Origin of the sequence: Pseudoalteromonas sp. BDTF-M6, assembly GCF_018334135.1 — a bacterium.
Classification (GTDB): Bacteria; Pseudomonadota; Gammaproteobacteria; order Enterobacterales; family Alteromonadaceae; genus Pseudoalteromonas.
Genome location: NZ_JAGXTQ010000002.1, coordinates 285858 through 311378, shown reverse-complemented (window position 1 = coordinate 311378; position 25521 = coordinate 285858). Strand labels below are relative to the sequence as shown.

Genomic DNA, 25521 nt, shown 5'->3' with positions numbered 1-25521 from the left:
TTATTCTCCAAATTATTTTTCTAAAAGGTGGTTAACGAGCTCATTAAGCTCTTGTTGCGACTTCACAGTGTGTACGTGCACCTTGTATTTGTCGTTAACAATAATGGTAGGCACGCCCGTTAGGGCACCGGCCTTGGTATAGGCTTCTTGTGCTTCCAGCGCCGCTTTCTCACCGGCTAATACCGGCATGCTGGTCGAAAGCATGGCATAACGCTCGGCGCTAATTCCCTGCTCTGCCAGTAATTTTTCTACCGCTTGTTGAGATTGCAGGGGCTCACGTTGAAGGTGAATACTTTTGAAAATAGCGGCGGCAACCTGATCGCCCTTACCTTCCTGCTCAGCAATTAGGTAGGCCGTAGTCAGACGGTTTTGCGCCGCTTTGTCTAAACGTAAAAAGTTTACATGACTTTTAATCAAGGGCACGTCTTTTGGCAAGGCGTCCTTAAGCGCATCGACCGCCGGCTCAAGGCGATAGCAATGAGGGCAGTAAAAAGAAAAGAACTCGGTTACCTTGTCACTTTCCGAGGCCTTGGTGTCGAGCACTTGGTAATGCTCACCTGCTTTAAAGTCCGCTGCCCAGGCGGCTACGGGTAAACAAAGTAGTAATAACGAACGTGTTAGTGTTTTTATCATAATCGTCTCTTTTAAATTCAATTTGGCTGCGCGCTTATGGCATCAGTTTAAGCGCCGGCTCGTCTAACGCCGCCAGTTGCTCTTTTAATGCCAGGGTTTGCTGCTCCCAGTATTTGTCTTGTGCAAACCAAGAAAAGTTCCGTTCAAATGCCGGGTCCTGCCAACGTTTGGCAATCCAGCCCATATAATGCACCATACGCATGGCGCGCATCGGCTCGATCAAACGCAACTGGCCGTGCTCAAAATGGGCAAATTCCTCATAGGCATTGACCAGGGTATCAAGCTGGATCAACTGGTTATGCCTATCACCATTGAGCATCATCCATAGGTCCTGCATTGCCGGGCCCTGACGGCTATCATCAAGGTCGACAAAGGTCAGCATGTGATCTGCAGACCAGAGAATGTTGCCAGCGTGGCAATCGCCATGCAAGCGTATAGTAGCAACACTCTGGTATAAGCGGCTAGCTTTGTCGATAACCTGATCGAGCACGGTGTAAAAAGGTAAAGACATTGCCTCACTTACCAAGTTACTGTGCTGCAAATGAACCTTGGCTTGATGAAGGTATTCGTCACACCCCAACACCGGCCGTGTGACAAAGGGTTTTGCCGCCGCCACCTTGTGCATTCGGCCAATTAAACGCCCAAGTTGCTCCAGCTGATCAAGATTATCCATCTCAAACTGACGACCGCCGACGCTGGGGAACAGCGTAAAACGATAGCCCTTATGCTCAAATAGCGTTTGACCTTCGATGCACAGCGGTGCCACCACCGGCACCTCGGCCTCTTGCAGCTCGGCACTGAAACTGTGCTCTTCAAGAATTTGCTCGTTACTCCAGCGCTCAGGGCGATAGAATTTAGCCACATAGCGGCGCTTATCCTCAGCCATAAACTGATAAACGCGGTTTTCGTAACTATTGAGCGCCAACAGGCCAGACTCGGCGTAGATGCCCACTTCATCGAGGGCATCTAAAATGGTATCCGGGGTCAGGGAGGCAAAACTAAATTCGCTCACCTCAGCGCCCCTTAAAGAAATTACTGCTTTGCTTAATTTTCGTCTCGGGATCGGTCACCGGGTAGAGCACAAAATTAAACTCTGTCATCGGCTTTTTCAGATCATATGGGTCGATAACCACAGACAAGGGCACATCGTGAGAACGTCCAGGTGCGACGCTAAACTCAAGCTGACCTATAACCTGATAATGCTCCAACCCTTCAATTTCAATACGGAACTGCTGGGGCACCTGCGCCTTATTTAATACCTTAAGGGTGTAGGTGTTTTCTACTAACCCTTCAAAGGTTGTGCGATAAAGCTGGTTACGGTCACGAATAATATCCAAATCCATGGGCACCCGCATGGCAATGTTGACGGCCAGCGCACCAATGAGAATTAGGAGGATAATAGAGTAACCCACCAACTTGCCGCGTACCGGCTTAGTTTTCTCGGCAGAAGCCTCAAGGTTGCGCTCAGTGGTGTATGAAATAAGCCCGCGAGGGTAATTCATCTTATCCATAACGCCATCACAGGCATCGATACAGGCACCACAGTTGATACATTCGTATTGCAGACCATTACGAATATCGATGCCGGTAGGACATACCTGCACACACAGGTTACAGTCGATACAATCACCCAGGCCTAACTCTTTGGGATCTTGCTTGCGGCCTCGAGGGCCCCGGTTTTCACCGCGCTTAGCGTCATAGCTTACGGTAAAGGTGTCTTTATCGAACATCGCCGACTGGAAGCGTGAATAAGGGCAAATATGCAAACACATAATTTCCCGCATCCAGCCCGCATTACCATAGGTACACAGAGCAAACACTACTATGCTTAAGAGTGCATACCCCCCCACCGACAAGGTCACAAAGTCGGGCACGAGTTCACGCATGGGAGTGAAATAACCGACAAAGGTGATGGCGGTATACAAGGAAAACAGTAACCAACTGCCATGTTTGGCACTTTTACGCCAAAACTTATCAAAGTCCATGGGGCGTTGGTCCAGCTTTTTACGTTGGTTGGCGGTACCTTCGAATTTTTCTTCAAACCAGATAAAGATAAAGGTCCACACCGTTTGTGGGCAGGTATAGCCACACCAGACACGGCCATAAAAGGTGGTAACCAAAAACAGTGCAAAGGCGGCAATCATAAAGATAAAGGCCAGGATGGTTAAATCTTGCGGCCAGAAGGTCAATGCAAAGATACTGAACTGTTGGTTATCAATATCGAAGAGTACCGCTTGCTGGCCATTGTAGTTAACCCATGGCAACAACATAAAGGCAAGCATGCCGATTAAGCCTATACGCTGCCTCAGCAACTGGTGTAGTCCGGTGACGGCGCGCACATAAATGCGGTTACGGGGATTAAATCTATCGTATTCGGCCCCACTGGGCTTTTCGATTTTCACGTCACTGGGTATATTTTTTACCTTGATCCGCTGCTCTTTTTCCATCTTAGTTCCTCAACACCAGGGATATAGGAATGGGCAAACTCACCTAACTCGTGATTAGGTTTGTGCTTTGGCGCAAGTATATCAATTCGGCCGCCAAAATGATGCAGGTAAGGCGTTATATTTCGCCCTAAGCGCCTTATAAAGCTTGCCTTTAAAACACAGAGTTTACTACACTATCAGCGTAACCATAGCCACCTAGATCAAGGTTTACTCATGAAGAAGTTATTACTGTTGGTCGTTATTTTGCTAGCCCTGCTGAGTGTCGATCACCCTTTGATCAAAAACCCCCGAGACAAGATTCTTGGTAAGGTGGTTTCGGATTTAAGTGACTCGACTCAGGTACAGCGGGAAGTGAGGGCAAAACATGCATTAACCGAAATCCGCTCACAACTGAACTTAGACAAAGAGCAAGACGCCCATCTCGCCGAAAATTTTAGAACTGTTCGCAGTATGCATCGCTGGGAGCAGCTATATTGTAAGGATAGGAATCTTAATCAATATTTTTATGGTGACGATCTGCTACAAAGCTGCACCATTATTGCAGCTACTCACTAGGTAACCATGGACTTTTCAGCACTCAATAAAAAGCAGGGCGACTCTTTTGCCGAACATAAACGTCTGCTGCAGCAACTGAGCAAGGGTAAAACAGTTCTCTGTAAGCATTGCCAAGGCACCATCAGCCTGCAACTTGCCGAGCCAGGCTTTGCCAAGGTCAGCTGCGCCAAGGGTTGCACCGACCTGCTACTGCAACTTGGATAAGCTACCCTCTTAGCCTATACAGGTTATACCCTCAATAGCGAGTTAGGCTTCCCAGTGCGGCTCATCGTCAAACAAACCACTTTGCACCGCAGCCAACTCAATGAGTTCGGCAAACCCCAGACTAAAATCGGCCATCATATCAATAAGCGAGTCGTTAAACGCCTGCTCACCCTGACCGCTGTTTGCCGCGTGCGTGTTAAATTGCTCGGCATCGGCAAACAACCCAAGCACAGTCACCGCCTGAGCGAGCATTTCTTTGCATTGCTCGGAGCAGGAAGAAGCACTTAGCAAGGGCTCGAGGTAGTAAGTCACACCAAGTACAAAACCTTTAGCCCACAGGTGCAAGTCGGCATCGGCAACCAAGTTATCCTGCCAGCGCTGTGCTACCCGAATATTGTCGGTGAGTTTAAAGCCGCTCTCATATACCTGCTCGCTGATCTGCTGATGCAAACTCATCAACGCAAACAAAACACTTTCATCGCAATCAACAGCGCTCTCACCGAGCACCTCTTGCAACCATACTTCTTCTTCAATGGGTGCTGGCGCACAGATCAGGGCAAAGAGATAGCCCTTAACCTGAGCCAATGGCATTGCCCCACGGGCCTCACCAAGGTATTCGCGCAAAGGCGTTAACAACTGCTCAAGCATTAGAAATTGATCCGATAGCGACCATCAGCTCCCTGTGCACCAAGGAACTGCACCGCATCATGAACATCCTTGGGTAGGCTGGCATCCGGTTTGATAAAGCCGTTCACACTGAACTGGCCACGCTCATCAAAGCCGGCGTCAACCTGTAAGCCCAAACGGTTTTCCTTGGTAACGGTCACCTTAGCAGCGCCATTCACACAACCAAGTTCACCTTCAAGTTCACCAATACTAAACCAACCGTTACGACCCTTCACATTGATATCCGCAGAGCTGATGGTACCAGCCAAGGCCTGGCAATGGGGCTCACCAAGCTGGTAGTTATCCAACTCCACAAACACGCGCCCCTTGGCCTCTGTCGGTATGGGTAGGCGCACTCTTTGTAACACTTGCTCGAGCGATAATCGCGCTTGCGCATCATGCAGTTGCAACTCTTTGTTAAACAGGCCATAAACCAATTGACCCTGAGCCGAAAGCTCATTGGCATTACGCTTATTACCCAGCACCAGGTCCGTATTAAGCTTAGCCTGCAGCAGCGCCAGCGGCTGCACCTGCCATCTCACTGTACTCACATACTGACCCTGATAGCGCACGCCATGCACCTGGCCCTGCCAGATGGTTCCCGTGGCCGGCCCCAATTGCAAGCCTGGGGGTAGGTCCTTTTTAAACCATTCCAAGGCCACCGACGCGGGTAACAAAGCGATGGCGAAAACCAGCAAAAATACTACAAATACAACGGCTAGACCGCTGATTTTCTTAACAGACATAGTTACTCCAGAACAATACGACTTACGCGGACATAGCCCGGTTTAGGGTCCAAAGACAGCTCGATATTACTAATGGTCACGCCATGATTCTTGACTATGTCGTCCAACCAGGCCAAGAGTTGATTAAAGGGCACGCTGTCTATATTTAGACGCAAACCTTCACCACTGGGCTGCATTCGGCTTATCTCAATTTGATAGCGCGAACGCGTGCTGTTCACCACCTGGGTAACATTGCCACCAGACACGGCTTTAACGGAGCCGCCCTTAGCCTTAATTTGAACCACACTTTGCTGCACAAACTGCAGCAGCTCTTGTTGTTTACTCAGTTCTTGTTTGGCGTCGGCAACGGCATTATTGAGCGGTCGATAGATCACCATAACAAAGAAGAAGATAATAAAAATAACACCGGCAATGCTTAGCAAGCGCTGTTCTTGTGGCTTCAATGATTGCCAATAATTCGTTAATGCACTCATTGTTCGCCCCTTATGCGTAACTCACCCACCACGCTTTCGCCATCGTTATTTAAAGATCCCTGATCAACGCTAAAACCACGCTGCTCTAATCGCGCTTTGACCTGCGCAAAACTTTGGAAATCTTTGGCTCTGGCGCCAACCCGTAATTCATTCCGGCGCTGGTCAAAACGCAGCGTTTGCGTCACAAACTCGTTGCTCTGCTGCACAATATCGGCGAAATCCTGCAACATCATCAGGAATTCGGCACCGCCATCCTGGCTTTGACCGCCTAGCGCATTTTTAATCTGGTTACGAATAAGGTGTGGGCGCACCTTAGTGCCGGGGAAGACCGACTCATAGCTGCTTACCACCTGTTGCTGCACCGACTCGGCCTGGGTGGCATAGTGGTACCACTGCGCACCCTTTACGCCAAGCATAAAGACCAAGGTCACAGCCGCTGCCACCATGGCCGGACGCCATATCTTTATCCAACCGCTGCTTTTTTTCTTGTAGGCAAACGCGCCTTGACGCAGATTGATAGGTGACGTGGCCTTGGCAAACATGGCCAAAGGCAATTCGAATTTATCTTCATGGCTTTGGGTTTCCACCGCCAATTCGCCGCTAGGTAATGGGCTGAATAAATCCAGGACTTCCACCCCGGCCGCGGTCAAGTAACTCGCCGCCCAGCCCGGTTCCAATTGTGCCCCCTGCCACTGGCCACTGCGCACCAAGAAGCTGTCATCGTTAATGGCTATCGCACTGGCTCTTTGCGTTGCGGGCTCGGGTAGCAACAGGGCATCGACGTAGACATTTGCCACCTCTATATCGGCCTCGGCAAATAGCTCCAACCAGTTTTGCAACCACTGTCTATTGACCAAGGCGATATTGATAAAATGGTTTTCTGCCTCGCTATAGGCATTACCATGAGCGATAAACAGGCTGTCGATATCGACCGTAACCTGCTCTTCCACCATAAATGGTAAGGCCTGTGCCAGCTTGCGATTCCACTTTGCCGGCAGTTTAACGCTTTGCAGCTGTACCTGAGCGCAGGGGACCACCAAAGTGCAATCGCGATTGCGCGCCTTGTCCGTAAGTCCGGATAAGGCTGCGGCATCGGCCAAGTGGCCGCTGGCGATAATTTCATCCTCTGCGGGATTATATACCAGCCAGTGAATGGGCTGGTCTGGGCGCTCGCCCACGTGGATCAGTAAGGATTCTCTCACTGCACGCCTCCAAATTTTCGCGCCATAATTGAAATTTCTTTATTATTTATTTGTAATAGCGACGTCATAGTAAACTCAAACTCGACAAAAGTTGCGGTTGTTTGTAATTGAAAATACGAACTTTTCAGCACAAACTGACCATTATCCGCGTCAACATTTCGGCCCCCTTGCTGGGTTACCTCGTTAACAAAGTCGCTCAGCGAATCAAAGCCTTTTTCCGGGCGAGCACTGATCACCGACTGCGCCGATGACTCGTCCAACCCTTCAATCATAGCAGCAAGAAGCAAGGCCTGATCTTCGTTAATGGTATTTACATTCAGAGCAAATACCTCACTGCCCGGGATCACACACACATAGGGTGCCAATTTGCGCATTGCCAGGGGGTTAAAGCCCTTAACCAAGCGCAGCTCGGAAATGTCGGCAAAAAAGTTATTGGCGGTTAAATAAGGCACATCCCGCGATAAATATTCGTCTTCCTCGGCACCTGAGCGCATGGTAATACTGTCTTCATCCACCCAATCGAAGACACTGTCGGCCATCGCCTCTTCGGACTCATCACTGGGCAAATCATCAATTTCTTTTAATAACTCGAGCAGGGCCTTATGGGCCGGATTAGATTTTACATAACCACCGTTTTGCGACTGGGGCTCAGCCCGTAGCGCATTTAAGTTTAAACAGGCCTGCAAGTCTTTTATTTCACCCTCAATGGTGCCGTTATCCACCGGGAACGGGGTGTTGGCCGCCAACGCCCAGCTTTGCTGCAGGTGCATTTTATCCGGCTCTTCTTCGATACTTTCGCGCAACACCTTTTGCGCCAGGGCCTCCGCCGCATAGGCATACCATTTAGCCTGGCGAAAGTCGTTGAGATTCGAAGACTTTTGCACCTGAACCATAAGGTTAATGCTCATTTGTGCGGCAATGGTCGCGGCCAGTGCCACAATAAATAAAACAATTATCAGGGCCGCGCCGCGGTTATGACGATTAGCTGCCATAAGAGCCTCCCGTCGAACCACCGTTACCTCGGTTATTGCCGCCTTGATTATTATTTCCGCCCTGAGAACCACCCTGGCTACCGCCTTGGCCGCCACCCTGGTTACCAGCGCCTGAATTGTTTCCTGAGCCGCCTTGCTGCACTGGGATATCCGCTCCCTGACCCGCCAGTAAAAATAGACGACGAATTGGGTCACCTTCTTTTAAGAGCAGATCCACCGCTACCGCCTTGGGCAGCTGCTCTTGCTGCCACTGCTCCTGCCATTTTTGTGACTGGCCGTCGAAGAACTCAAAGCTAAAATCTTCGACGTCCTGCAACAGCACCTGCACGCGTGGCTCACTGCTATCCAGCTGGTCGACATAAAGGCGATATAAGCGCTCTAAACGCCCTTCCTGCACGCGGTAGGCTACCGCTTGTAATTCACTGCGAGGTAATAAATAGCCGGGATTGGTCCAGCCATTGCGAACAAAGGCAATGCCATCGAGTTCGCTGCCGAATAAGAAACGTTCGTGTAACAGGTATTTTTCCTGAAAATCGCCGGCTTCATTGCGCACCTTGCGCTTACTAATCTGACTAAAGTCCTGCTCCATCACCCGAAAAACCGTCTGCAAACGCGATATCTGGTCCAGGGTCTCTTCTGACATATCCTTGGTGCGCGTGCTGACCTCAAAAATCTGATGAGTGGCAGCGATAATGAAGGCCATGACCCCTAGCGCCACAAGCACTTCGACCAAGGTAAAAGCCCGTTGGCTATGGCCACTGGCTGAGCGGCTCTGCATTTTCATCACGTCCGGCTCGCCTCTTTATCGATATAGGTGGCAAGCTCGTAGGCAAATTGCTCATGCTGTTCATCGGTAAATACGGTGATCACCACCTTCACAAAGCTGCTGTCGGCGGTGCGTATGACTTCCTGTTGCCAATACCAGGTCAACCCGGCCAGCTCTGTTTTACCTTTGGCACCGCTTTTGGCGTTCCAGTTATCCCCTTGGGCGCGAATTTCCACCAGCTGGTTTTCCGCCACCCAGGAGCCATAGGTTTGCTCTTCAATGGCACCGAGGTGATTAATATGTTCGCCACTGATCTGCATGGCGGCGATCCCGGCCATGGCGCAGATACTCAGTGCCACCAGGACCTCGATAAGAGTAAAGCCACCGCAGCGGTTGGCCAGACGAGAAATATACTGAGCCATCATTGCAGCTCTTCTTGGTACAGGCTTACCGGCGCCATAAATTCCCCTTCAATAATGTAAGGGGCAAGATCTTCATCCGTATTCTGTAAGGCAAGGCGCAGTTGGAATGGACTGATTTCACCGGAGGAGAGGATCATCACTTGGGGAATTTGCATTTTTTGCAGCTCAAGAAAGTCATCATCGTCGGCTCCCAATAACTGCTGCCAATCAACCTCATTGAGCAGACTATCCTGCGCCCAGGGAAGGTCTTCTTGATTCAAAGTCAGAGAGAAATCGGGCTCCAGCTTTTTACCTTTAAGCACGCCGTCACTGTCATCCAACGGCTGCCATTTTTGCTCGCCATAAACCATAAACTCATAACCATTGTCGTCATCGATAAACAAGCCGAGCTGACGCTGATTAAGGATGGCGTATTCGGAAGCAAAGTTAATGCTGGTTTGCAAAGCAAACGCCGTTTGTTCTAATTCGTCGTGGCGTGAATCATCAATGCTGTACACAATCATGTTGGCGCTGAACGCAATAATTGCCAGCACCACCAGGATTTCGATTAAGGTAAAACCGGCTCGATGATTCACCGCCTTCATGCTTAGCGCTCTTCTTCGTCCCAGTTACCGATATCGTCCTCGGTGCCCGCTTCACCGTCCGGGCCCATAGAAAACACATCGATCTTACCGATTTCACCTGGGTAGATTAGCTGATAAGGATTACCCCAAGGGTCCAACGGCAATTCATTGATAAAGCCGCCTTCAGGGAAACGCTTTGGAATCGGCTCAATGCTGGTCTTGGTTACTAACGCTTCCAAGCCCTGCTCCGTTGTTGGATAGGTATTAACACGCAGCTTATACATGTTTAGCGCGTCTTCAATTTGTTGAATATCCAGGTGCGCCTTATCCAGATCGGCTTCTTCTTTTTGGCCCATGATATTCGGGGCTACAATCGACATGATCATACCTATGATGACCAATACCACCATCACTTCAAGTAATGAAAAACCAGACTGCTTTCTCATTGTTCGTACCTCTAAATTTACTGAAATCTGTGTTTGTTTGGCCACTATAAGCCAATTGCCTTGTTCATTGCCATGATTGGCTGCAATATTGCCATTACGATAAATAGCACAATAAGCGCCATGCTGGCTATCATTGCCGGCTCTAAGAGTTTTAATGACACATTCACCATGGTCTCAAACTCGCGGTCCTGGTTGTCGGCGGCACGCTCCAGCATTTGCTCCAGTTCACCGGATTTCTCACCACTGGCAATCATATGCAGCATCATTGGCGGGAAGAGTTTAGACTGTTCCAACGAAGCGCGCAGACTGGCGCCTTCACTGACCCGGGTCGCCGCCTCTGCCACCGCCTGTTTAATCTTATCGTTTTCCAACACCTGGCCGGAGATCTTCATGCCTTCAAGCAGGGGCACCGAACTGGAAGAAAGAATACTCAAGGTGCGGGCAAAACGCGCCGTGTTCAAGCCGCGACTGACCTTGCCTAAGCCGGGCATGGCCAATAATCGGGCGTGGTACCAAAAGCGAATATGCGGACGCTTCAACGCCTGTTTGATGGTCACCACGATCGCCACCACGACCACCAGGGTCAACAACCAGTAATTCTGTACGAACTCACTGGCCGCCATAACCCATTCCGTGGTCCAGGGCAGGGCCTGTTTGGATTTCTCAAACGTCTTTAAGATCTCGGGCACCACGGTACCTAGCAAGATAGAGACAATGGCAATGGCAAACACCACCAGTATGGTGGGATACACCATGGCCTGCACGATTTGCGAGCGCATATACTGACGTTGCTCGGTGTAATCCGCCAGGCGATTCAACACCTGATCCAAGTGTCCGGATTTTTCCCCTGCGGCCACCATGGAACGATAGAGGTTATCGAAAACATGAGGAAACTCCGCCAGTCCATCGGCCAGGGTATACCCCTCGACCACCTTGGAGCGGACCGCCATCAGCATCTTCTTTAGACGAGGCTTTTCACACTGTTCGGCCACCGCCATTACCGCAGCTTCTACCGGCAGTGCCGATTGAATCAGGGTCGCCAACTGGCGGGTGATAAGGGCCAGATCTGCAGTGGCGATTTTCGCCTTAAACAGGCCGCTGAACATGCCAGTTTTTGCCGCACTGGCTTTCTCCTGCGAGGCCGCCAGCTCAACCGCTAAAGGCATCAAGCCCTTATCGCGCAGTTGTTGACGTACCTGTTTTGCGGTATCGGCCTCTAAAATGCCTTTTTTTTCTTTGCCTTTGCCATCCAGAGCTCGATATTCAAACGCCGCCACTATTGCTCCTCACGGGTAACCCGTAATACTTCTTCGAGAGTGGTTTTGCCGGCCAGTACACGGGTACACCCGTCGCCGCGAATACTCGGGCTATACTGGCGAATGTATTTCTCAACCGATTGTTCGCCCTTACCATTGTGGATAAGCTCACGAATATGGTCGTCAACAATCAATAGCTCATGGATACCGGTTCGGCCCTTGTAGCCGTTGTAATTGCATTCTTCACAACCGACGGCGCGGTAGATGATGGGCGCCTGCTCAGCACTTACACCTAGCAATTGGCATTCATTGGCATCGGCCTGATGCGGCTGTTTACAACTCTTGCACAAGGTACGCACTAAGCGCTGCGATAAGACTCCAAGCAAGGAAGAAGAAAGCAAGAAGGACTCAACGCCCATGTCTTCCATACGGGTAATGGCACCAGCGGCAGTGTTGGTGTGCAGGGTCGATAATACCAAGTGACCGGTTAATGAGGCCTGCACGGCGATCTGCGCCGTTTCTAGGTCACGGATCTCACCAACCATCACCACATCCGGATCCTGACGCAAAATCGCACGTAGACCACGAGCAAAGGTCATATCCACCTTAGGATTAACCTGTGTCTGGCCGATACCCGGAATTTCATATTCGATAGGATCTTCAACGGTTAAGATATTACGATCTTTACTGTTGATGGCGCTCATCCCAGCATACAAAGTCGTACTCTTACCTGAACCCGTTGGACCGGTAACGAGAATAATACCGTGTGGCTTGCGGATAAGTTCGGCAAACAATTCCTGATTGCGCTCCGTCATGCCTAGATCGTGCAAATTCAGGCGGGCGTTATTTTTGTCTAATAAACGCAGTACCACACGCTCGCCAAAGCTTGAGGGCATGGTTGATACCCGCACATCTACGGCGCGTCCGGCAATTCGTAAACTAATACGGCCATCTTGTGGCACCCGCTTTTCGGCGATATCCAGCTTGGCCATAACCTTAATACGCGACACCAGTAGCGACGACAATTTACGGTTTGGCTTAAGCACTTCTTTGAGCACGCCATCGACACGAAAACGAATCACCAGATCCTGCTCAAAGGTTTCGATATGAATATCCGAGGCACCTTCTTTAATGGCTTCGCCGAGCATGGCATTGATCAACTTGATGATCGGTGCATCGTCGTCGCCGGCCAACAGATCTTCGGTTTGCGGCAGCTCTTCGGCCAGGGAGAAAAGATCGGCCTCGTTGCCGATATCTTCCATGATCTGCTGGGTTTCAGAACTGTCTCTTTGATAAGACGCTTCCAACAGCAGCTCAAATTTATCTTCTGCGAGCTTTTCCACCACAAAACCGCGGCCGGCGAAGCGGCGCACTTCTAACATCACCTGTGCGTCCAGTTCATTGGCGTAGTACAACACCAATTGCTCGTCAGTTTCGACCAGCAACACCTGGAAGCGCCGAGCATAAGCAAAGGGAAGTCGCAAAGGCGCTGCGGCGAGCACCTCGGATACTTCCATCAGCTCTTCGTCGCTAACCAGCGCCTCAGGTGAGGCATCATTGGCCACTTGCTCAGTCATTGTTACGCTCAGCCTTATTCTGTTCTCTCAGGTATTCTTCGTACGTCGGTGGCAGCACCAGGGCGTCGTCCCACTCAGGAAGCATAGGTACCTTCTCGAATGGCATAAGGTCGATGCCATCATCGTCCTGCTTTAACTGCTCGCCGCGAATAAAGTTATACTTGCTGTGGCTAAGGCGGTTCATGCTTTCGCTGTCGCGTAAGATGGTCGGGCGAATAAAGACGATTAGGTTACGCTTACGCTTGGCCGTACTGGTCGACTTAAACAGGTGGCCCAGCACCGGAATATCACCCAGCAATGGCACCTTAGAAACACTCTCTTGCACGTCTTCATCGATTAAGCCGCCAAGCACCACCATGCCGCCGTCATCGGCTAGTACGGTCGTAGTGATGGCACGCTTGTTGATAGAGATATCCACTGCGGTAGAACCGGCCACGTTCGATACTTCCTGCTCGATTGTCAGTTGTACCGCCGAGCCATCGTTGATTTGTGGTGTTACTTTCAGTTTCACACCCACTTCCTGGCGCTCTACGGTCTGGAATGGGTTATCGTTATTACTGCCGGTGGATGAGCCGGTGATGATCGGAACTTCCTGACCCACGATCATGGACGCTTCTTCGTTGTCCATGGTGGTGATCGACGGCGTCGCCAGAATGTTCGAGTTGGTATCATTGGATACCGCTTGCACAATGGCGCCCCAGTCGTTTCGGACAATACCCATGGCCAGGCCATTGATACCGCCTAGCAGCGCGGCCAACGGGCCTAGATCACCTTCTTGCGTACGTTCAATCGGTGTAACCGTGCCATTCTCTGAACCAATCACGTTATCAATAATGGTTTCATCTCGCGCTTGCTCGGCGGCCACGGCCAATGAACCCACGGGCACAGTAGTACCGTTATTAAACTGCAGCATGCCACCTTCTTCGGTGATCCATTGCAGACCAAAGTTAATGCCGTCGCCTTCCGATACTTCAACGATAATGGCTTCAACCAAGACCTGAGCACGGCGGATATCCAAGCGCTCTATCACTTTCTCAAGCGAGCGCATCATATCCGGCTGCGCGGTAATAACCAATGAGTTAGAATCGCTATGAGCTTCGATGCTGATGTCACCGCGGCTTCGGCGCGATGCACGTTGGTTGGTGGCGGCGCCCTGTTGTTCTTCGGTCAGTGATTTACTCACACCTTGCAGTACGGTGACCAAGTCTTCGGCCTTAGCGTAGTTCAGGTAGAACACCTTGGTGTTACCCGTGCTTTCCAGCTCGTTATCAAGGCGCTTTACCAATTCGATGGCACGGGTACGGGCCTGGCCCTCGCCGCTGACGATCACGCTATTGGTACGCTCATCGGCCACTACCCGCGGGATTAGAAAGTCCGGCACACTGCCCTTGCCGTTATCTTTAAAAATATTGTCGACCACAGACACCACATCACCGGCGGTCGCGTGCTTAAGGCGGACGATGTCAACGCTCTTATCACCGGCTTGGTCAACCAAGCGAATGATCTCTACCAGACGGTTAACCGACTCGGCATGGCCGGTCAGCATCATAACGTTCGATGGGTTGAAGTTGGTAACATGGCCGCCGTCTTTTTGGTCGCTGAATTGGCGAATAAGCGGGCCCAGCTCTTGCACGGTTACGTTTTTCACTCGCACCACGCGAGTCACCAGCATATCGCCGCCGATACCGTCTTGTTCGCCGATCACGGGAACATTAGACTTTTTCGCGTCCGAGCTTTTTTCTACCTTGAGAATACCGTTTGGCATTTCAACCGCAGCAAAACCGTGCACTTCCAGTACATTGAGGAAGAATTGATAATACAGCTCTTCATCCATTAATTCGTAGCTGCGGACATTGATCTTACCCCTAACATTGGGGTCGATGATTACGGTTTTATTGAGGTTTTTACCGACGATATTAATGAATTCATTAATATCCGTTCCTTTAAAATTTGCCGCATACTCAACTGCATACAGGTTTAAACTAATACCAGCGGCAAAAAAGAGCGCACCGTATTTGGCCAGCCCTTTGAAAATTTTTGTGCGAAATTTCGCGCCCATTATTCTTCTCTCCACACTTGTGATTATTGCAGGCTAAATTGCACGTCGATAAGCTGACCATTACGGTTGACCGTAATCGCCGCGTCTGTACTTGAACGAAGCTCCTGCAAAGCCGCCATTGCTTGTTTCATATCGGTGAGTTGATAGCCATTAATCGCAACAGCAATATCATTATTCTCTAAGCCCATCTGCTTAAACAGTTGGGGATCTTTACCCGGGCTTAACTTGTATCCCTGCAACTGCCCTTGGTTGCGCACCGGACTAACACGAATATAGTCCGTTAGCTTGCCAGGATCCGCCAATACCTCTTCGCGTTTTTGTTTTATCGCTGCTTTGAGCTCGGGATTGGTGGTGGCATTAACACTTTGCTTTGCCTGCTGCCGGCTAGGACCGGAGCGTTGTGGCTCCTTGCTTGCCGGAACCGGCATACTGACCGTTTTAGTAAAACTGATACCATCAAGCATCAGGGTTTCAAAACGACCATTAACGTCCAAAATGGCACGATCGGGCATAACCTTCGCCAGTTTCGCTCGGGTGCCCTTAATTACATCATCTATTCCGTAGGTTTCCTGACTGCCTTGCGATTCGATAATGGCCAAACCGGCACTGTTATCATCGGTGGCCGCCACAACCCCGGTCAGATTAATGCTTAAACGTGTTTCGGGAGCGTCGCTGATGACTTCTTGCTTGGGCTGCTCCTGCACTACCGCCGCAGCATCACCAAATAATTTCACCGCCTTGATAGCGGCAATATTGACGCCATTTTTTGCCGTCGACGAGGCCGTCGCCGGCGGCATAACCGCCGTAACTTGCGGTTGTGGCCACAGTAACCACACCAACGAAGCCGCTAAATAGCCACAATATATTGTCGTAGCCAGCACTATAGCAGTCACAATCTTCGTCTGTGGAAGCTGTTTAAGCCTTTGTTGTAGTTGGGCTAAATCCAAAACTGTTCACTATTATCATTATGTTAACTAACGCCACATAGTACATTCATCACCTGCGTTCAACAAGCGCGTACTGTAGCAATATGTAAAATTGGGCAACGACTATATAAACTAAGTAAGGCATCTGTATTACAATCTTGCCAACTTTTTTTACACTTGCTTATATGTTAACTTTGCCCCTCTTTATATGGGCTTGCAATTAGGCCAAACACAGTGACTAAAACCCCCGAACAAAAAGCCGACCAGGTACGCATAGACAAGTGGCTCTGGGCGGTTCGTCTTTATAAGACCCGCGCCCTTGCTCGCGAGATGGTGCAAGGCGGCCGAGTGCATTACAACGGGCAACGCTGTAAACCGAGTAAATTGGTTGAAGTAGGTGCTAAAATTCGCCTTGCCCAAGGCTTCGATGAAAAGCAAATTACGGTGCTTAAATTACTTGAAAAACGCGTGGCCGCCCCCATTGCAGTGACTTGCTATGAGGAAACAGAGCAAAGTAAGCAACAACGCGAAGAAAACGCGCTAGCCCGGAAAAATAACGCCTTCTTTGCACCGCATCCAGATCACAAGCCGGATAAAAAACAGCGCCGTGAACTGATCAAGTTTAAAGCCAGATAGAGATACACATGCAGCAAGACTTATTATATCGATATATTTTTGAGCAACTCGACGTACGCGGCGAGTTGGTGCAAGTAAGTGACGCTTTCACCAAAATGGTGGAAGGACGCAACTACCCGGACCCGGTTAAAAAGCTGTTGGGCGAGCTCTTTGTAACGACTTCTTTACTCACGGCAACCTTAAAGTTTCAAGGCCATATTAATGTGCAGATCCAAGGCGATGGCCCGGTTAAATTTGCCGCTATTAATGGTGACCACGAGCAAAATATGCGCGGCGTTGCCCGTATGCAGGGCGAGGTAAAAGGCGACAACCTGCTTGAGTTGATGGGTAAGGGTCATATGATCATCACCATCACCCCGGTCAAGGGCGAGCGTTACCAAGGCATAGTACCGCTGGAGCACGAGACCCTGGCTAAATGTGTTGAGCAGTATTTTGCTCAGTCTGAACAACTGCGCACGCGTCTGTGGTTTGCCACCGATGTGAGCGAAGGACACGAGCGCGCCGCGGGCTTGTTCTTACAGGTATTGCCTGTGCATCAGGGAGATAAATCGGAAGCCGATTTCAGCCATTTGGAAACACTCAGCGACACAGTCACCGACGAGGAGCTACTGACCCTCGATGCCCAGACCGTGCTGACCCGCCTGTATCACGAAGACAACCCGCAGCTGTTCGAACCCCAGCCGGTTCGTTTTAAGTGTACCTGTAGCCGTGAAAAGACCATGGATGCTCTGGTTAACATCGGCCAGGATGAGCTGCTCGCCGACGTAAAGGAAAACGGCGAGATAGTGATCAGCTGTCATTATTGCTTAACCGATTACCGTTTTAACGAAGAACAAATCAAAGCGATTTTTAATTAATCCGGGCTAATTAGAGCCCATAAAAAAACTCGGGTCGGCCAAACCCGAGTTTTTTTATGGGTAAATATGACACCGGTATCAATAAAACATGCATTTTTCATGACACCGGTATCACTGAAATTATTCATGTTTTTTCACCTAAAACGGGCATTTTTAGCGACTTCAAAGCTCGTATATGCACAAACCATCTGTTACTATAATTTGCATATAAAGCACTCTCACACAGCTTTAGATTAACCGTTCAATCTCTCACAACTTTTAGGTAAAAAAATGACTTCAAGCGCTACTCGTTTTGTTGATCTTACAACCGCAGAACTAATCGAGCAGGCAATTCGCCGTGGTGAAGGTTCTCTTGCTGCTAACGGAGCTTTCGTGGCCAAAACTGGTCGTCGTACCGGTCGCTCTCCTAACGATCGTTTTATCGTTAAAGAGCCTAGCACCGAGAACGATATCCAATGGGGTAACGTAAACCGTCCTTTCGATGCCGATAAATTCAACGCCCTTTGGGAGCGAGTTGAGAATCATGTGTCTCAAAACGACCACTTCGTTTCTCACCTTGAAGTAGGTGCAGACCCAGAGCACTACCTACCAATCGTTGTAACCACTGAAACTGCTTGGCACCATGTTTTCGCTAAAAACATGTTCATCCAGCCTGAGCACTTCAACAAGGCCAACATGCCACAGTGGCAAATCCTTAATGTACCTTCGTTCGTATGTGAGCCAGAGCGTGACGGTACTAACAGTGACGGAACGGTAATCATCAACTTCGCAGAGCGTAAAGTACTACTTGCTGGTATGCACTACGCGGGCGAAATGAAGAAATCTATGTTCTCAGTACAGAACTTCCTACTTCCAGCAAAAGGTGTATTACCAATGCACTGCTCTGCAAACGTAGGCGAAGCTGGCGACACCGCCCTATTCTTCGGTCTATCTGGTACTGGTAAAACAACTCTATCAGCGGATCCAAGCCGTTTCCTAATCGGTGATGACGAGCACGGTTGGGCACCTGGCAGCGTATTTAACATCGAAGGCGGTTGTTACGCGAAATGTATCGACCTGTCACAGAAAAACGAGCCAGTGATCTGGGATGCTATCCGCTTCGGCACCATCCTTGAGAACGTTGTACTTGATGACAAGCGTACTCCTGATTACACCGACTCATCACTTACGCAAAATACTCGTGCCGCTTACCCACTTGAGCACGTAGCCAAGCGTAAAGAAGAAAACCGTGCCGGTGAGCCTAAGGCCGTGGTATTCCTTACTTGTGACGTAAGCGGTGTACTACCTCCTGTTTCTGTACTAAGCGAAGAAGCAGCGGCTTACCACTTCCTAAGCGGTTACACTGCGAAAGTAGGTTCAACTGAAATCGGTTCAACGTCTGATATCGAATCAACCTTCTCTACTTGTTTCGGCGCACCTTTCTTCCCTCGCCCAGCTGGCGTATACGCAGAGCTTCTAATGAAGCGCGTACGTGAGTTCGGTGCCAAGGTATACCTAGTAAACACAGGTTGGACTGGCGGTCCTTACGGTGTTGGTAAGCGTTTCGACATCCCGACTACCCGTGCCGTTGTTGATGCCATCGTATCGGGCGCACTAGCCGACGTTGAAACTCAGCACATCGACGTACTAAACCTAGACGTACCGGTAGCCGTACCTGGCGTTGATAGCGCGGTTCTAAACCCAATCAACACTTGGAACGACAAAGAGAAATACGCAGAATACGCACAGAAACTAGCGAACGACTTTAACGAGAACTTTGCTAAGTACGACGTATCTGATGCCATTAAGCAAGCTGGCCCTAATAGCTAAGGGTCAACTTCTTTAACTTAGCCATTGCGCTGAGAATTCGCACCAACGCCAGCTTTATGCTGGCGTTTTTGTTATTAGACTCTGGCGCAATCAGTGGAAGGAGTGCCCGGCGCAAGGGCAAAAGGAAGCAAAGAGGGTGTAAAAACGACTTTATTCAGACGTTTTTATGGGTAGGTAGATGGTGGCACACAAACCGCCTTCCTTGCGGTTTCTTAACTCCACCCGACCATTATGCATGGTAATAATGCGCTTAATTATCGCCAGGCCAAGGCCACTGCCCTCACTGCCACGAGCCTGATCGCCCTGGGTAAAGGGTGCAAACACCTTTTCCAGCTCCGACTCGGGAATGCCTGGGCCTCTGTCCTTAACGCTGACACACACATGGGTCTTCCGGGCGTTATAGTGGGTCACCACCTGGATATCGTCATCGGAGTACCGCAGGGCATTTTCGATCATATTGGTCAGCACCCGCTTAATGGCCACATGACTCATGGGCACATTGGGCAAACTGGGGTTAAGATGAGCGCTAATTTCCCGCCCCTGCACCCGACCATGCTGCTGCTCCGCATGCACCACTTCTTCCACGAGGGCGTTAAGGTCTTCGCTTTGATAATCACCCTTATCGTGGTGACGCAGGTATTCGATAAACTGATCGATAATGGCATTCATGTCTTCGATATCATGAATAATGCCTTCACGCAGGTAGTCTTCGTCGTCGGACATCATTTCCGTCGCCAGGCGAATCCGGGTTAGGGGGGTGCGCAAATCATGGGACACACCGGCCATCAATAAGCGTCTGTCCTGCTCGAGGGCGGCAATGCCGCGGGACATTTTATTAAACGCCCGAGTCACTTCCACCATTTCCGTGGAGCCCTGCTCATCGACCTCGGTACTGAAATCGCCCTTACTCACCTTGATCGCCGCCTCTTGCAAAGCCTTTAACGGGCGGTTGAGGTGACGGGCAAAGAGCCAACCACCAAGCACACTGAGGAAGCCGATACTGGTCAAGTAGAAGGTTAAAAACTCGATATTGGCTTCGGTAAAGCCGGAGAGCGGCACCCGCACCCAATAACCGGGCGCTTGTGGCGGCTCTATCCAATAAACCAAGGGGTCGGTTTGGCTGATACGCACCCGCGCCGAACCATTGAGCTGTTGCGACATGATGTTTGAGAGCATGGAGTACTCCCGCGCCTCACCTAAGCCATTAATGTAGGCGTCGCGCTGGGTTAAGATCTCGATGCCGGTTTCCTCGAGGAAACGCTTAGACACCTCATCGCTTACCTCAACGCCATCATTAACGCCAATAAACACGGTTTTTACCTGCTTGGCGAGCATGATATTCACTTGCTCTATGGTCGGCTTCACCACATAGAAGCTCACCGCCACATAGGACACCACCTGGTTGATCAGCAACAGGGCGCCAACCAGGAAAACCGTTTGTCCAAAGGCGCTGCGAGGAAGTAAATGCATCTATTTATTGCCGTCGGGTACGAAGACGTAACCTAGCCCCCACACGGTTTGGATATAACGCGGATTGGCGGCGTCCACCTCGATCATTCGTCTTAGGCGCGACACCTGCACATCGATACTGCGCTCCAGGGCGCTGTAATCACGACCTCGGGCCAGGTTCATCAACTTATCCCGGCTTAATGGTTCGCGGGGATGCGATACCAAGGCCTTGAGTACCGCGAACTCGCCACTGGTCAGGGAAATCACTTCATCCCCTCGGGTCATCTCACGGGTCGCGAGATTAAGGGCAAATTCACCGAATTTCACCAGGTTTTCTTCGGCGGACGGAGCACCGGGTACCTCTTTGGCTCGACGACGCAAAATCGCCTTTACACGGGCCAATAACTCACGGGGATTAAAGGGCTTAGGGATATAATCATCGGCACCAAGCTCGAGCCCGATAATGCGATCCACCTCGTCCCCTTTCGCCGTCAGCATGACAATTGGAATTTCGTTTTCCTTTTGCCGTAAACGACGACAGATCGACAGGCCATCTTCACCGGGCAGCATTAAATCAAGCACCATGAGGTGAAAGTTTTCTCGCTCCAGCAGCTTATCCATCTGTTCGGAGTTGGCGGCACTGCGCACAATAAAGCCCTGCTCAACCAGGTATCTTTCTAACAGGCTGCGCAGACGCATATCATCATCGACAACGAGGATTTTGGTGGTTTCTTGTCCCATGTTCTTGCTTAATTGTTCTTGTTGTAACCTTAACTATATGCGAAATACCCGAGTTGGGAAACGCCCAAGGTTAAGAAGATTGTTACATTTGTTTTCCGCCTTACTCTTCACCTTGCTGATAGCGAATACTATTGATATACCACAACTTTCGACCATTAGGCGTGTTCACCCAGGCCTCGTCATCGACTTCCTTTTTCAACAGAGCGCGAGCCATGGGGGCATCAATGGAAACCACGGCCTTGTTATCGTAGATTTCATCTGGGCCGACGATTTGAAAGGCCAGCACTTCGCCTTGCTCGTCTTCAACCTCCACATAGGCGCCAAAAAACACCTTACCCTCTTGCTGTGGACTGTAATCCACCACCCTAAGCTCATCTAAGCGCTTGCGTAAGTATCTCACTCGGCGATCAATTTCTCGTAATCGCTTCTTATTATATTGATAGTCGGCATTTTCAGAGCGATCGCCAAGGCTTGCCGCCCAAGCCACTTTTTTGGTCACTTCGGGGCGCTCGCTGCGCCATAAATGATCGAGTTCGCTCTGCAGTTGTTGATAGCCGCGACGGGTGATTAATTTCGTTTTCATAAATAATGTTCAGTTTTCGTTCATATAAAAAGGGTCATATTTACCCTATGTGGTAATTTTAAAGGCAGGTAGTGGTATGCAAAAGTACAACTTAAAGTACAACCTGCTATTTGTGTTTGCGTTATTCGCCTTAACCGGCCTGCTCGCAAGCCAACACCTCTTTACCTCAGCCGCCAATACCAGTGACCAGTATAGCCTTACCATCAAGGTCGATACGGCACAAACTATCAATCATGATAGTGACGACGATCACGACCCCGAGTATCCGTTAGCACCCTCAATCAAGCAACATGCGTTAGTTAATACGCCTGTGGTTGTTGTGCCTAGCGTTGTGCTTAATCGTCGCGTGATCACAGTAGCACAACAAAGAGCACCGCCCTACTTCTCTTAAGAAACTGTTTTATTTACAATTTTTTTGGAGAAAGATCATGACTAATTTTAAATCACTACGTACTCACCATGTTGTCGACGGCGCTCAATTGGCGACCGCAAATGAACCACATTTACAACTCGATGCTAATAGCGGCGCATTAAGCCTTTTACAAGACTTCACCTTGCAAAGCCCCATTTGTGTTCAAGCCAACACCCCGCTCACAGCGGCACGTAAACTGGCCAGCAACACACCCACCGATGCCTTGATGGTGCTGAACGAGCAAGGCCAGGTGATCGGGGTCACTTCCAGCGTCGAGCTACAAAGTATTCGCGTAACCACACAAGCCCTGCAACTCGGGCTAAAACCCAGCGAGCTGATGGTGCATGATGTAATGCGCTCCCTGCATGTGTTGCCCTGCATTTCCATGCTGGCGGTGCGCAATACGTCGTTAGGCAACGTGCTTAGCACCATGGAGCAAACCGGTAGCTTCTATCTGTTGGTAACCGAGAATGAGCAAATCCGCGGTATTCTCTGCGCCCGTAAAATCGCCAAGACCCTGAATATGGGCTTGGATATTACCCCGGTGGCACAGTCATTTCAGGACGTGGTTGCCAGCGTTGAACACCCTCACTAACAGGGCGTTTTAGCCCGCTCAAAATGCACGGCACGAACGACAAATTTGCCCTGCCGTTCGTGCCAAGCTGTGATATTATCCAGTTAATTTTACTCGTATTCGCCCTTATACGGGCATCAAGATATAAGGTTATTAATGGCTAATCTCACCACCGTTCTGGCGCAGGAATTACAAGCGCAAGAACAGCAAGTGCTAGCAGCAACTAAGCTTTTAGATGAAGGCGCTACGGTGCCATTTATTGCCCGCTACCGTAAAGAAGTCACCGGTGGCCTGGACGACACCCAACTGCGCACCTTGGAGCAACGTTTGGGTTATTTGCGCGAACTCGAAGAGCGTCGCCAATTCATCATTAAAACCATTAGCGAACAAGATAAGTTAACGTCGCAATTGGCCGCCGACATTGCCACCGCCGCGACCAAAACCGAACTTGAAGACCTGTATCTTCCTTATAAACCCAAGCGCCGTACCAAGGGTCAAATAGCCATTGAAGCGGGCCTTGAGCCGCTTGCGGATGCCTTGCTTAACGACGCCAACCTGGAGCCAGAAAGCGAAGCCGCTCGTTTTGTCGACGCCGATAAGGGCGTGAGCGATAGCAAAGCGGCCCTCGACGGCGCCCGTTATATCCTGATGGAACGCTTTGCCGAAGACGCCAAACTGCTGGCCAAACTGCGTAGCCATATCAAACAGCATGGTCATATCAGCAGTGCCGTGATCGCCGGACAGGAAAAAACCGGTGCCAAGTATCAGGATTATTTTGAACACAGCGAAGCCATCGCCAGTATTCCATCACACCGCGCCTTGGCCATGTTACGTGCCCGTAACGAGGGAGTGTTAGCGCTGAGCATTAACCCGGATGCACAAAGCGAAGACGGTCATGCCCTGTGCGTTAACATGATTGCCCGTCATTTCGATCTCGCCATCGAAGGCAAGGCGGCAAGCAAATGGCTGGCACAAGTGGCACAGTGGACCTGGAAGGTGAAACTGGCGCTGCATTTGGAAAATGAGTTTCTTGCCAATATGCGCGAGCAGGCCGAAACCTGCGCCATCGATGTCTTTGCAAAAAACCTTAAAGATCTGCTTATGGCGGCCCCGGCGGGTGCCAAGGTCACCCTGGGCCTGGATCCGGGTCTACGTACCGGCTGTAAGATTGCCGTGGTCGATAGCACGGGCAAGCTCCTGGGTACCTGCACCATCTTCCCTCATGCGCCGCAAAACCAATGGGATAAATCCCTGCGTACGCTAGAGCAATTGTGCCGCCAGCACAAGGTTGAGCTGATCGCCATAGGTAACGGCACCGCCAGTCGCGAAAGCGATAAACTGGTCGCCGAGCTGCTCAAGGCGGCGCCGGAGTTAAAATTAAGCAAGATCATGGTCAGCGAAGCCGGTGCTTCCGTGTATTCGGCATCCGAGTTCGCCGCTCAGGAGTTCCCGGATCTTGATGTTTCGCTGCGCGGTGCCGTGTCTATCGCCCGTCGCCTGCAGGATCCCCTGGCTGAGCTGGTAAAAATCGAGCCTAAATCCATAGGTGTGGGTCAATACCAGCACGATGTCTCGCAAAGCCAGCTAGGACAAACCCTGACTTCCGTGGTTGAGGACTGTGTAAATGCTGTCGGCGTTGATGTTAACACCGCCTCGGTGCCACTGCTGACACGCGTCTCCGGCTTAAACAAAACCCTGGCGCAGAATATCGTCAAATACCGCGATAGCAATGGTGCCTTCGCTAAACGTAGCGAGCTGAAAAAGGTTGAGCGTTTAGGACCCAAAGCGTTTGAACAAAGCGCCGGCTTCCTGCGTATCGTCGGTGGCGCCGATCCCTTGGACGCCTCCGCGGTGCACCCGGAAGCCTACCCCTTGGTTAAGAATATTTGTGCCGCGAACGATCAGGATATCGCGCATTTGATCGGCAATGCCGAAGTGCTAAAAGGTCTGAATGCCGCTGACTACACCGATGAGCAATTCGGTCTGCCGACGGTCACCGACATCATCAGCGAACTGCATAAACCCGGTCGCGATCCGCGTCCCGAGTTTAAAACCGCGGCGTTTAAAGCCGGTGTAGAAACCATCAACGATCTCAAACCGGGCATGGTGCTTGAGGGCGTGGTGTCGAACGTCGCCAACTTTGGTGCCTTTGTCGATGTCGGCGTGCACCAGGATGGTCTAGTGCATATCTCGGCACTGACCGACAAGTTTATTAGCGATCCCCGCGAAGTGGTGAAGGCCGGCGATATCGTTAAGGTGAAGGTGATGGAAGTCGATAGTGCTCGTAAGCGTATCAGCTTTACCATGCGTCTTAATGACGAGTTGCCTGCTGCGGGTGCAAGCGCGGGTGCAGGCGCGGGTGCCAAGAGCACGTCTAAGCCGGCGGCGAAGAAGGCCGCGACCAGCAGCAACAAGGGCAATAATCGCAACCGCAATAAGGATCAGGGCAATGCCGCCATGGGCAACGCCTTTGCCGAAGCCTTTGCCAAGCTGAAAAAGTAATGCCATAAAACAACGAAAAAACGCA

Annotated in this window: 27 protein-coding genes; 8 read left to right on the top strand and 19 right to left on the bottom strand. The window is 50.5% G+C overall.

The features are described from left to right. Nucleotides 1-12: 12 nt before the first annotated feature. The 3 genes from KD147_RS05720 to ccoG are packed head-to-tail and all read right to left on the bottom strand — an operon-like array spanning nt 13 to nt 3080. On the bottom strand, nt 13-633 hold the full coding sequence (locus KD147_RS05720; protein ID WP_212547197.1) for a thiol:disulfide interchange protein DsbA/DsbL: 621 nt from the start codon (nt 631-633) through the stop codon (nt 13-15). Nucleotides 634-667: 34 nt separating this feature from the next. Then, the gene (locus tag KD147_RS05715) at nt 668-1645 is read right to left on the bottom strand and encodes a serine/threonine protein kinase (protein WP_212547196.1); all 978 of its coding nucleotides are present in this window, start codon (nt 1643-1645) and stop codon (nt 668-670) included. Between the two features lies 1 nt (nt 1646). Further along, nucleotides 1647-3080: a cytochrome c oxidase accessory protein CcoG gene (gene ccoG, locus KD147_RS05710; protein ID WP_105188040.1), complete on the bottom strand. Its 1434-nt coding sequence runs from the start codon at nt 3078-3080 to the stop codon at nt 1647-1649. 213 nt (nt 3081-3293) lie between these two features. On the opposite strand from ccoG, the gene KD147_RS05705 reads away from it, so the two are divergent. Both KD147_RS05705 and KD147_RS05700 read left to right on the top strand, forming a co-directional pair. Then, on the top strand, nt 3294-3635 hold the full coding sequence (locus KD147_RS05705; protein WP_212547195.1) for a hypothetical protein: 342 nt from the start codon (nt 3294-3296) through the stop codon (nt 3633-3635). A gap of 6 nt (nt 3636-3641) precedes the next feature. Beyond that, nucleotides 3642-3839 (top strand): hypothetical protein, encoded by a 198-nt coding sequence (locus KD147_RS05700; RefSeq protein WP_105188042.1) that lies wholly within the window; start codon nt 3642-3644, stop codon nt 3837-3839. 42 nt (nt 3840-3881) lie between these two features. On the opposite strand, the gene KD147_RS05695 is transcribed toward KD147_RS05700, so the two are convergent. From KD147_RS05695 to gspC, 13 genes are read right to left on the bottom strand one after another with little or no spacing between them, the layout of a single operon-like run. Then, a complete protein-coding gene (locus KD147_RS05695) occupies nt 3882-4487 on the bottom strand; it encodes a UPF0149 family protein (protein ID WP_212547194.1) in 606 nt (201 codons plus the stop codon). Beyond that, complete coding sequence (locus tag KD147_RS05690; RefSeq protein ID WP_212547193.1) at nt 4487-5251, bottom strand: type II secretion system protein N; 765 nt, start codon at nt 5249-5251, stop codon at nt 4487-4489. The genes KD147_RS05695 and KD147_RS05690 overlap by 1 nt, the downstream gene beginning before the upstream one ends. A gap of 2 nt (nt 5252-5253) precedes the next feature. Continuing rightward, entirely contained in the window at nt 5254-5724 is a 471-nt protein-coding gene (locus KD147_RS05685) for a type II secretion system protein M (RefSeq protein WP_105253603.1), read from the bottom strand. Then, nucleotides 5721-6926 carry a type II secretion system protein GspL gene (gene gspL, locus KD147_RS05680; RefSeq protein ID WP_212547192.1) on the bottom strand — a complete coding sequence of 402 codons (1206 nt, stop codon included), beginning with the start codon at nt 6924-6926 and terminating at the stop codon, nt 5721-5723. The genes KD147_RS05685 and gspL overlap by 4 nt, the downstream gene beginning before the upstream one ends. Then, nucleotides 6923-7918, bottom strand: a complete 996-nt coding sequence (gene gspK / locus KD147_RS05675; protein ID WP_105253601.1) for a type II secretion system minor pseudopilin GspK — start codon at nt 7916-7918, stop codon at nt 6923-6925. The genes gspL and gspK overlap by 4 nt, the downstream gene beginning before the upstream one ends. Continuing rightward, nucleotides 7908-8696: a type II secretion system minor pseudopilin GspJ gene (gene gspJ / locus KD147_RS05670; protein WP_105253600.1), complete on the bottom strand. Its 789-nt coding sequence runs from the start codon at nt 8694-8696 to the stop codon at nt 7908-7910. Before gspJ ends, gspK begins: the two co-directional genes overlap by 11 nt. Nucleotides 8697-8701: 5 nt before the next feature. After that, entirely contained in the window at nt 8702-9109 is a 408-nt protein-coding gene (gene gspI / locus KD147_RS05665) for a type II secretion system minor pseudopilin GspI (protein WP_234399078.1), read from the bottom strand. Continuing rightward, entirely contained in the window at nt 9106-9690 is a 585-nt protein-coding gene (gene gspH / locus KD147_RS05660) for a type II secretion system minor pseudopilin GspH (protein ID WP_105253599.1), read from the bottom strand. Before gspH ends, gspI begins: the two co-directional genes overlap by 4 nt. Before the next feature lie 2 nt (nt 9691-9692). After that, nucleotides 9693-10115 carry a type II secretion system major pseudopilin GspG gene (gspG, locus tag KD147_RS05655; RefSeq protein ID WP_105253598.1) on the bottom strand — a complete coding sequence of 141 codons (423 nt, stop codon included), beginning with the start codon at nt 10113-10115 and terminating at the stop codon, nt 9693-9695. 44 nt (nt 10116-10159) lie between these two features. After that, nucleotides 10160-11392, bottom strand: coding sequence for a type II secretion system inner membrane protein GspF (gene gspF / locus KD147_RS05650; protein ID WP_105253597.1), 1233 nt, complete (start codon nt 11390-11392; stop codon nt 10160-10162). Beyond that, nucleotides 11392-12888 carry a type II secretion system ATPase GspE gene (gene gspE, locus KD147_RS05645; RefSeq protein WP_502710222.1) on the bottom strand — a complete coding sequence of 499 codons (1497 nt, stop codon included), beginning with the start codon at nt 12886-12888 and terminating at the stop codon, nt 11392-11394. Before gspE ends, gspF begins: the two co-directional genes overlap by 1 nt. Nucleotides 12889-12940: 52 nt before the next feature. Beyond that, the gene (gene gspD, locus KD147_RS05640; RefSeq protein WP_105253595.1) at nt 12941-15007 is read right to left on the bottom strand and encodes a type II secretion system secretin GspD; all 2067 of its coding nucleotides are present in this window, start codon (nt 15005-15007) and stop codon (nt 12941-12943) included. Between the two features lie 23 nt (nt 15008-15030). Beyond that, the gene (gene gspC, locus KD147_RS05635) at nt 15031-15900 is read right to left on the bottom strand and encodes a type II secretion system protein GspC (protein ID WP_349304670.1); all 870 of its coding nucleotides are present in this window, start codon (nt 15898-15900) and stop codon (nt 15031-15033) included. A 267-nt stretch (nt 15901-16167) separates the two neighbouring features. Here gspC and hslR point away from each other — a divergent pair, with 267 nt between their 5' ends. From hslR to KD147_RS05620, 3 genes are all read left to right on the top strand, one after another. After that, nucleotides 16168-16569 (top strand): ribosome-associated heat shock protein Hsp15, encoded by a 402-nt coding sequence (gene hslR, locus KD147_RS05630; RefSeq protein ID WP_105253594.1) that lies wholly within the window; start codon nt 16168-16170, stop codon nt 16567-16569. 8 nt (nt 16570-16577) lie between these two features. Continuing rightward, the gene (gene hslO, locus KD147_RS05625; RefSeq protein ID WP_105253593.1) at nt 16578-17426 is read left to right on the top strand and encodes an Hsp33 family molecular chaperone HslO; all 849 of its coding nucleotides are present in this window, start codon (nt 16578-16580) and stop codon (nt 17424-17426) included. A gap of 270 nt (nt 17427-17696) precedes the next feature. Beyond that, the gene (locus KD147_RS05620) at nt 17697-19235 is read left to right on the top strand and encodes a phosphoenolpyruvate carboxykinase (RefSeq protein WP_105188056.1); all 1539 of its coding nucleotides are present in this window, start codon (nt 17697-17699) and stop codon (nt 19233-19235) included. A 150-nt stretch (nt 19236-19385) separates the two neighbouring features. Here KD147_RS05620 and envZ read toward each other — a convergent pair whose 3' ends face one another. The 3 genes from envZ to greB all read right to left on the bottom strand — a co-directional run bounded on the left by envZ (nt 19386) and on the right by greB (nt 22008). Beyond that, complete coding sequence (gene envZ, locus KD147_RS05615) at nt 19386-20705, bottom strand: two-component system sensor histidine kinase EnvZ (RefSeq protein ID WP_212547189.1); 1320 nt, start codon at nt 20703-20705, stop codon at nt 19386-19388. After that, nucleotides 20706-21425 (bottom strand): osmolarity response regulator transcription factor OmpR, encoded by a 720-nt coding sequence (gene ompR, locus KD147_RS05610; RefSeq protein WP_105188058.1) that lies wholly within the window; start codon nt 21423-21425, stop codon nt 20706-20708. Nucleotides 21426-21525: 100 nt separating this feature from the next. Further along, the gene (gene greB, locus KD147_RS05605) at nt 21526-22008 is read right to left on the bottom strand and encodes a transcription elongation factor GreB (protein ID WP_105253591.1); all 483 of its coding nucleotides are present in this window, start codon (nt 22006-22008) and stop codon (nt 21526-21528) included. A 76-nt stretch (nt 22009-22084) separates the two neighbouring features. Between greB and KD147_RS05600 the strand changes: the two genes are divergently transcribed. The 3 genes from KD147_RS05600 to KD147_RS05590 all read left to right on the top strand — a co-directional run bounded on the left by KD147_RS05600 (nt 22085) and on the right by KD147_RS05590 (nt 25496). Then, nucleotides 22085-22399 (top strand): hypothetical protein, encoded by a 315-nt coding sequence (locus KD147_RS05600; protein WP_212547188.1) that lies wholly within the window; start codon nt 22085-22087, stop codon nt 22397-22399. A gap of 37 nt (nt 22400-22436) precedes the next feature. Next, complete coding sequence (locus KD147_RS05595) at nt 22437-23015, top strand: CBS domain-containing protein (RefSeq protein ID WP_105253589.1); 579 nt, start codon at nt 22437-22439, stop codon at nt 23013-23015. 135 nt (nt 23016-23150) lie between these two features. Further along, nucleotides 23151-25496, top strand: coding sequence for a Tex family protein (locus KD147_RS05590; RefSeq protein WP_212547187.1), 2346 nt, complete (start codon nt 23151-23153; stop codon nt 25494-25496). Nucleotides 25497-25521: the final 25 nt, after the last annotated feature.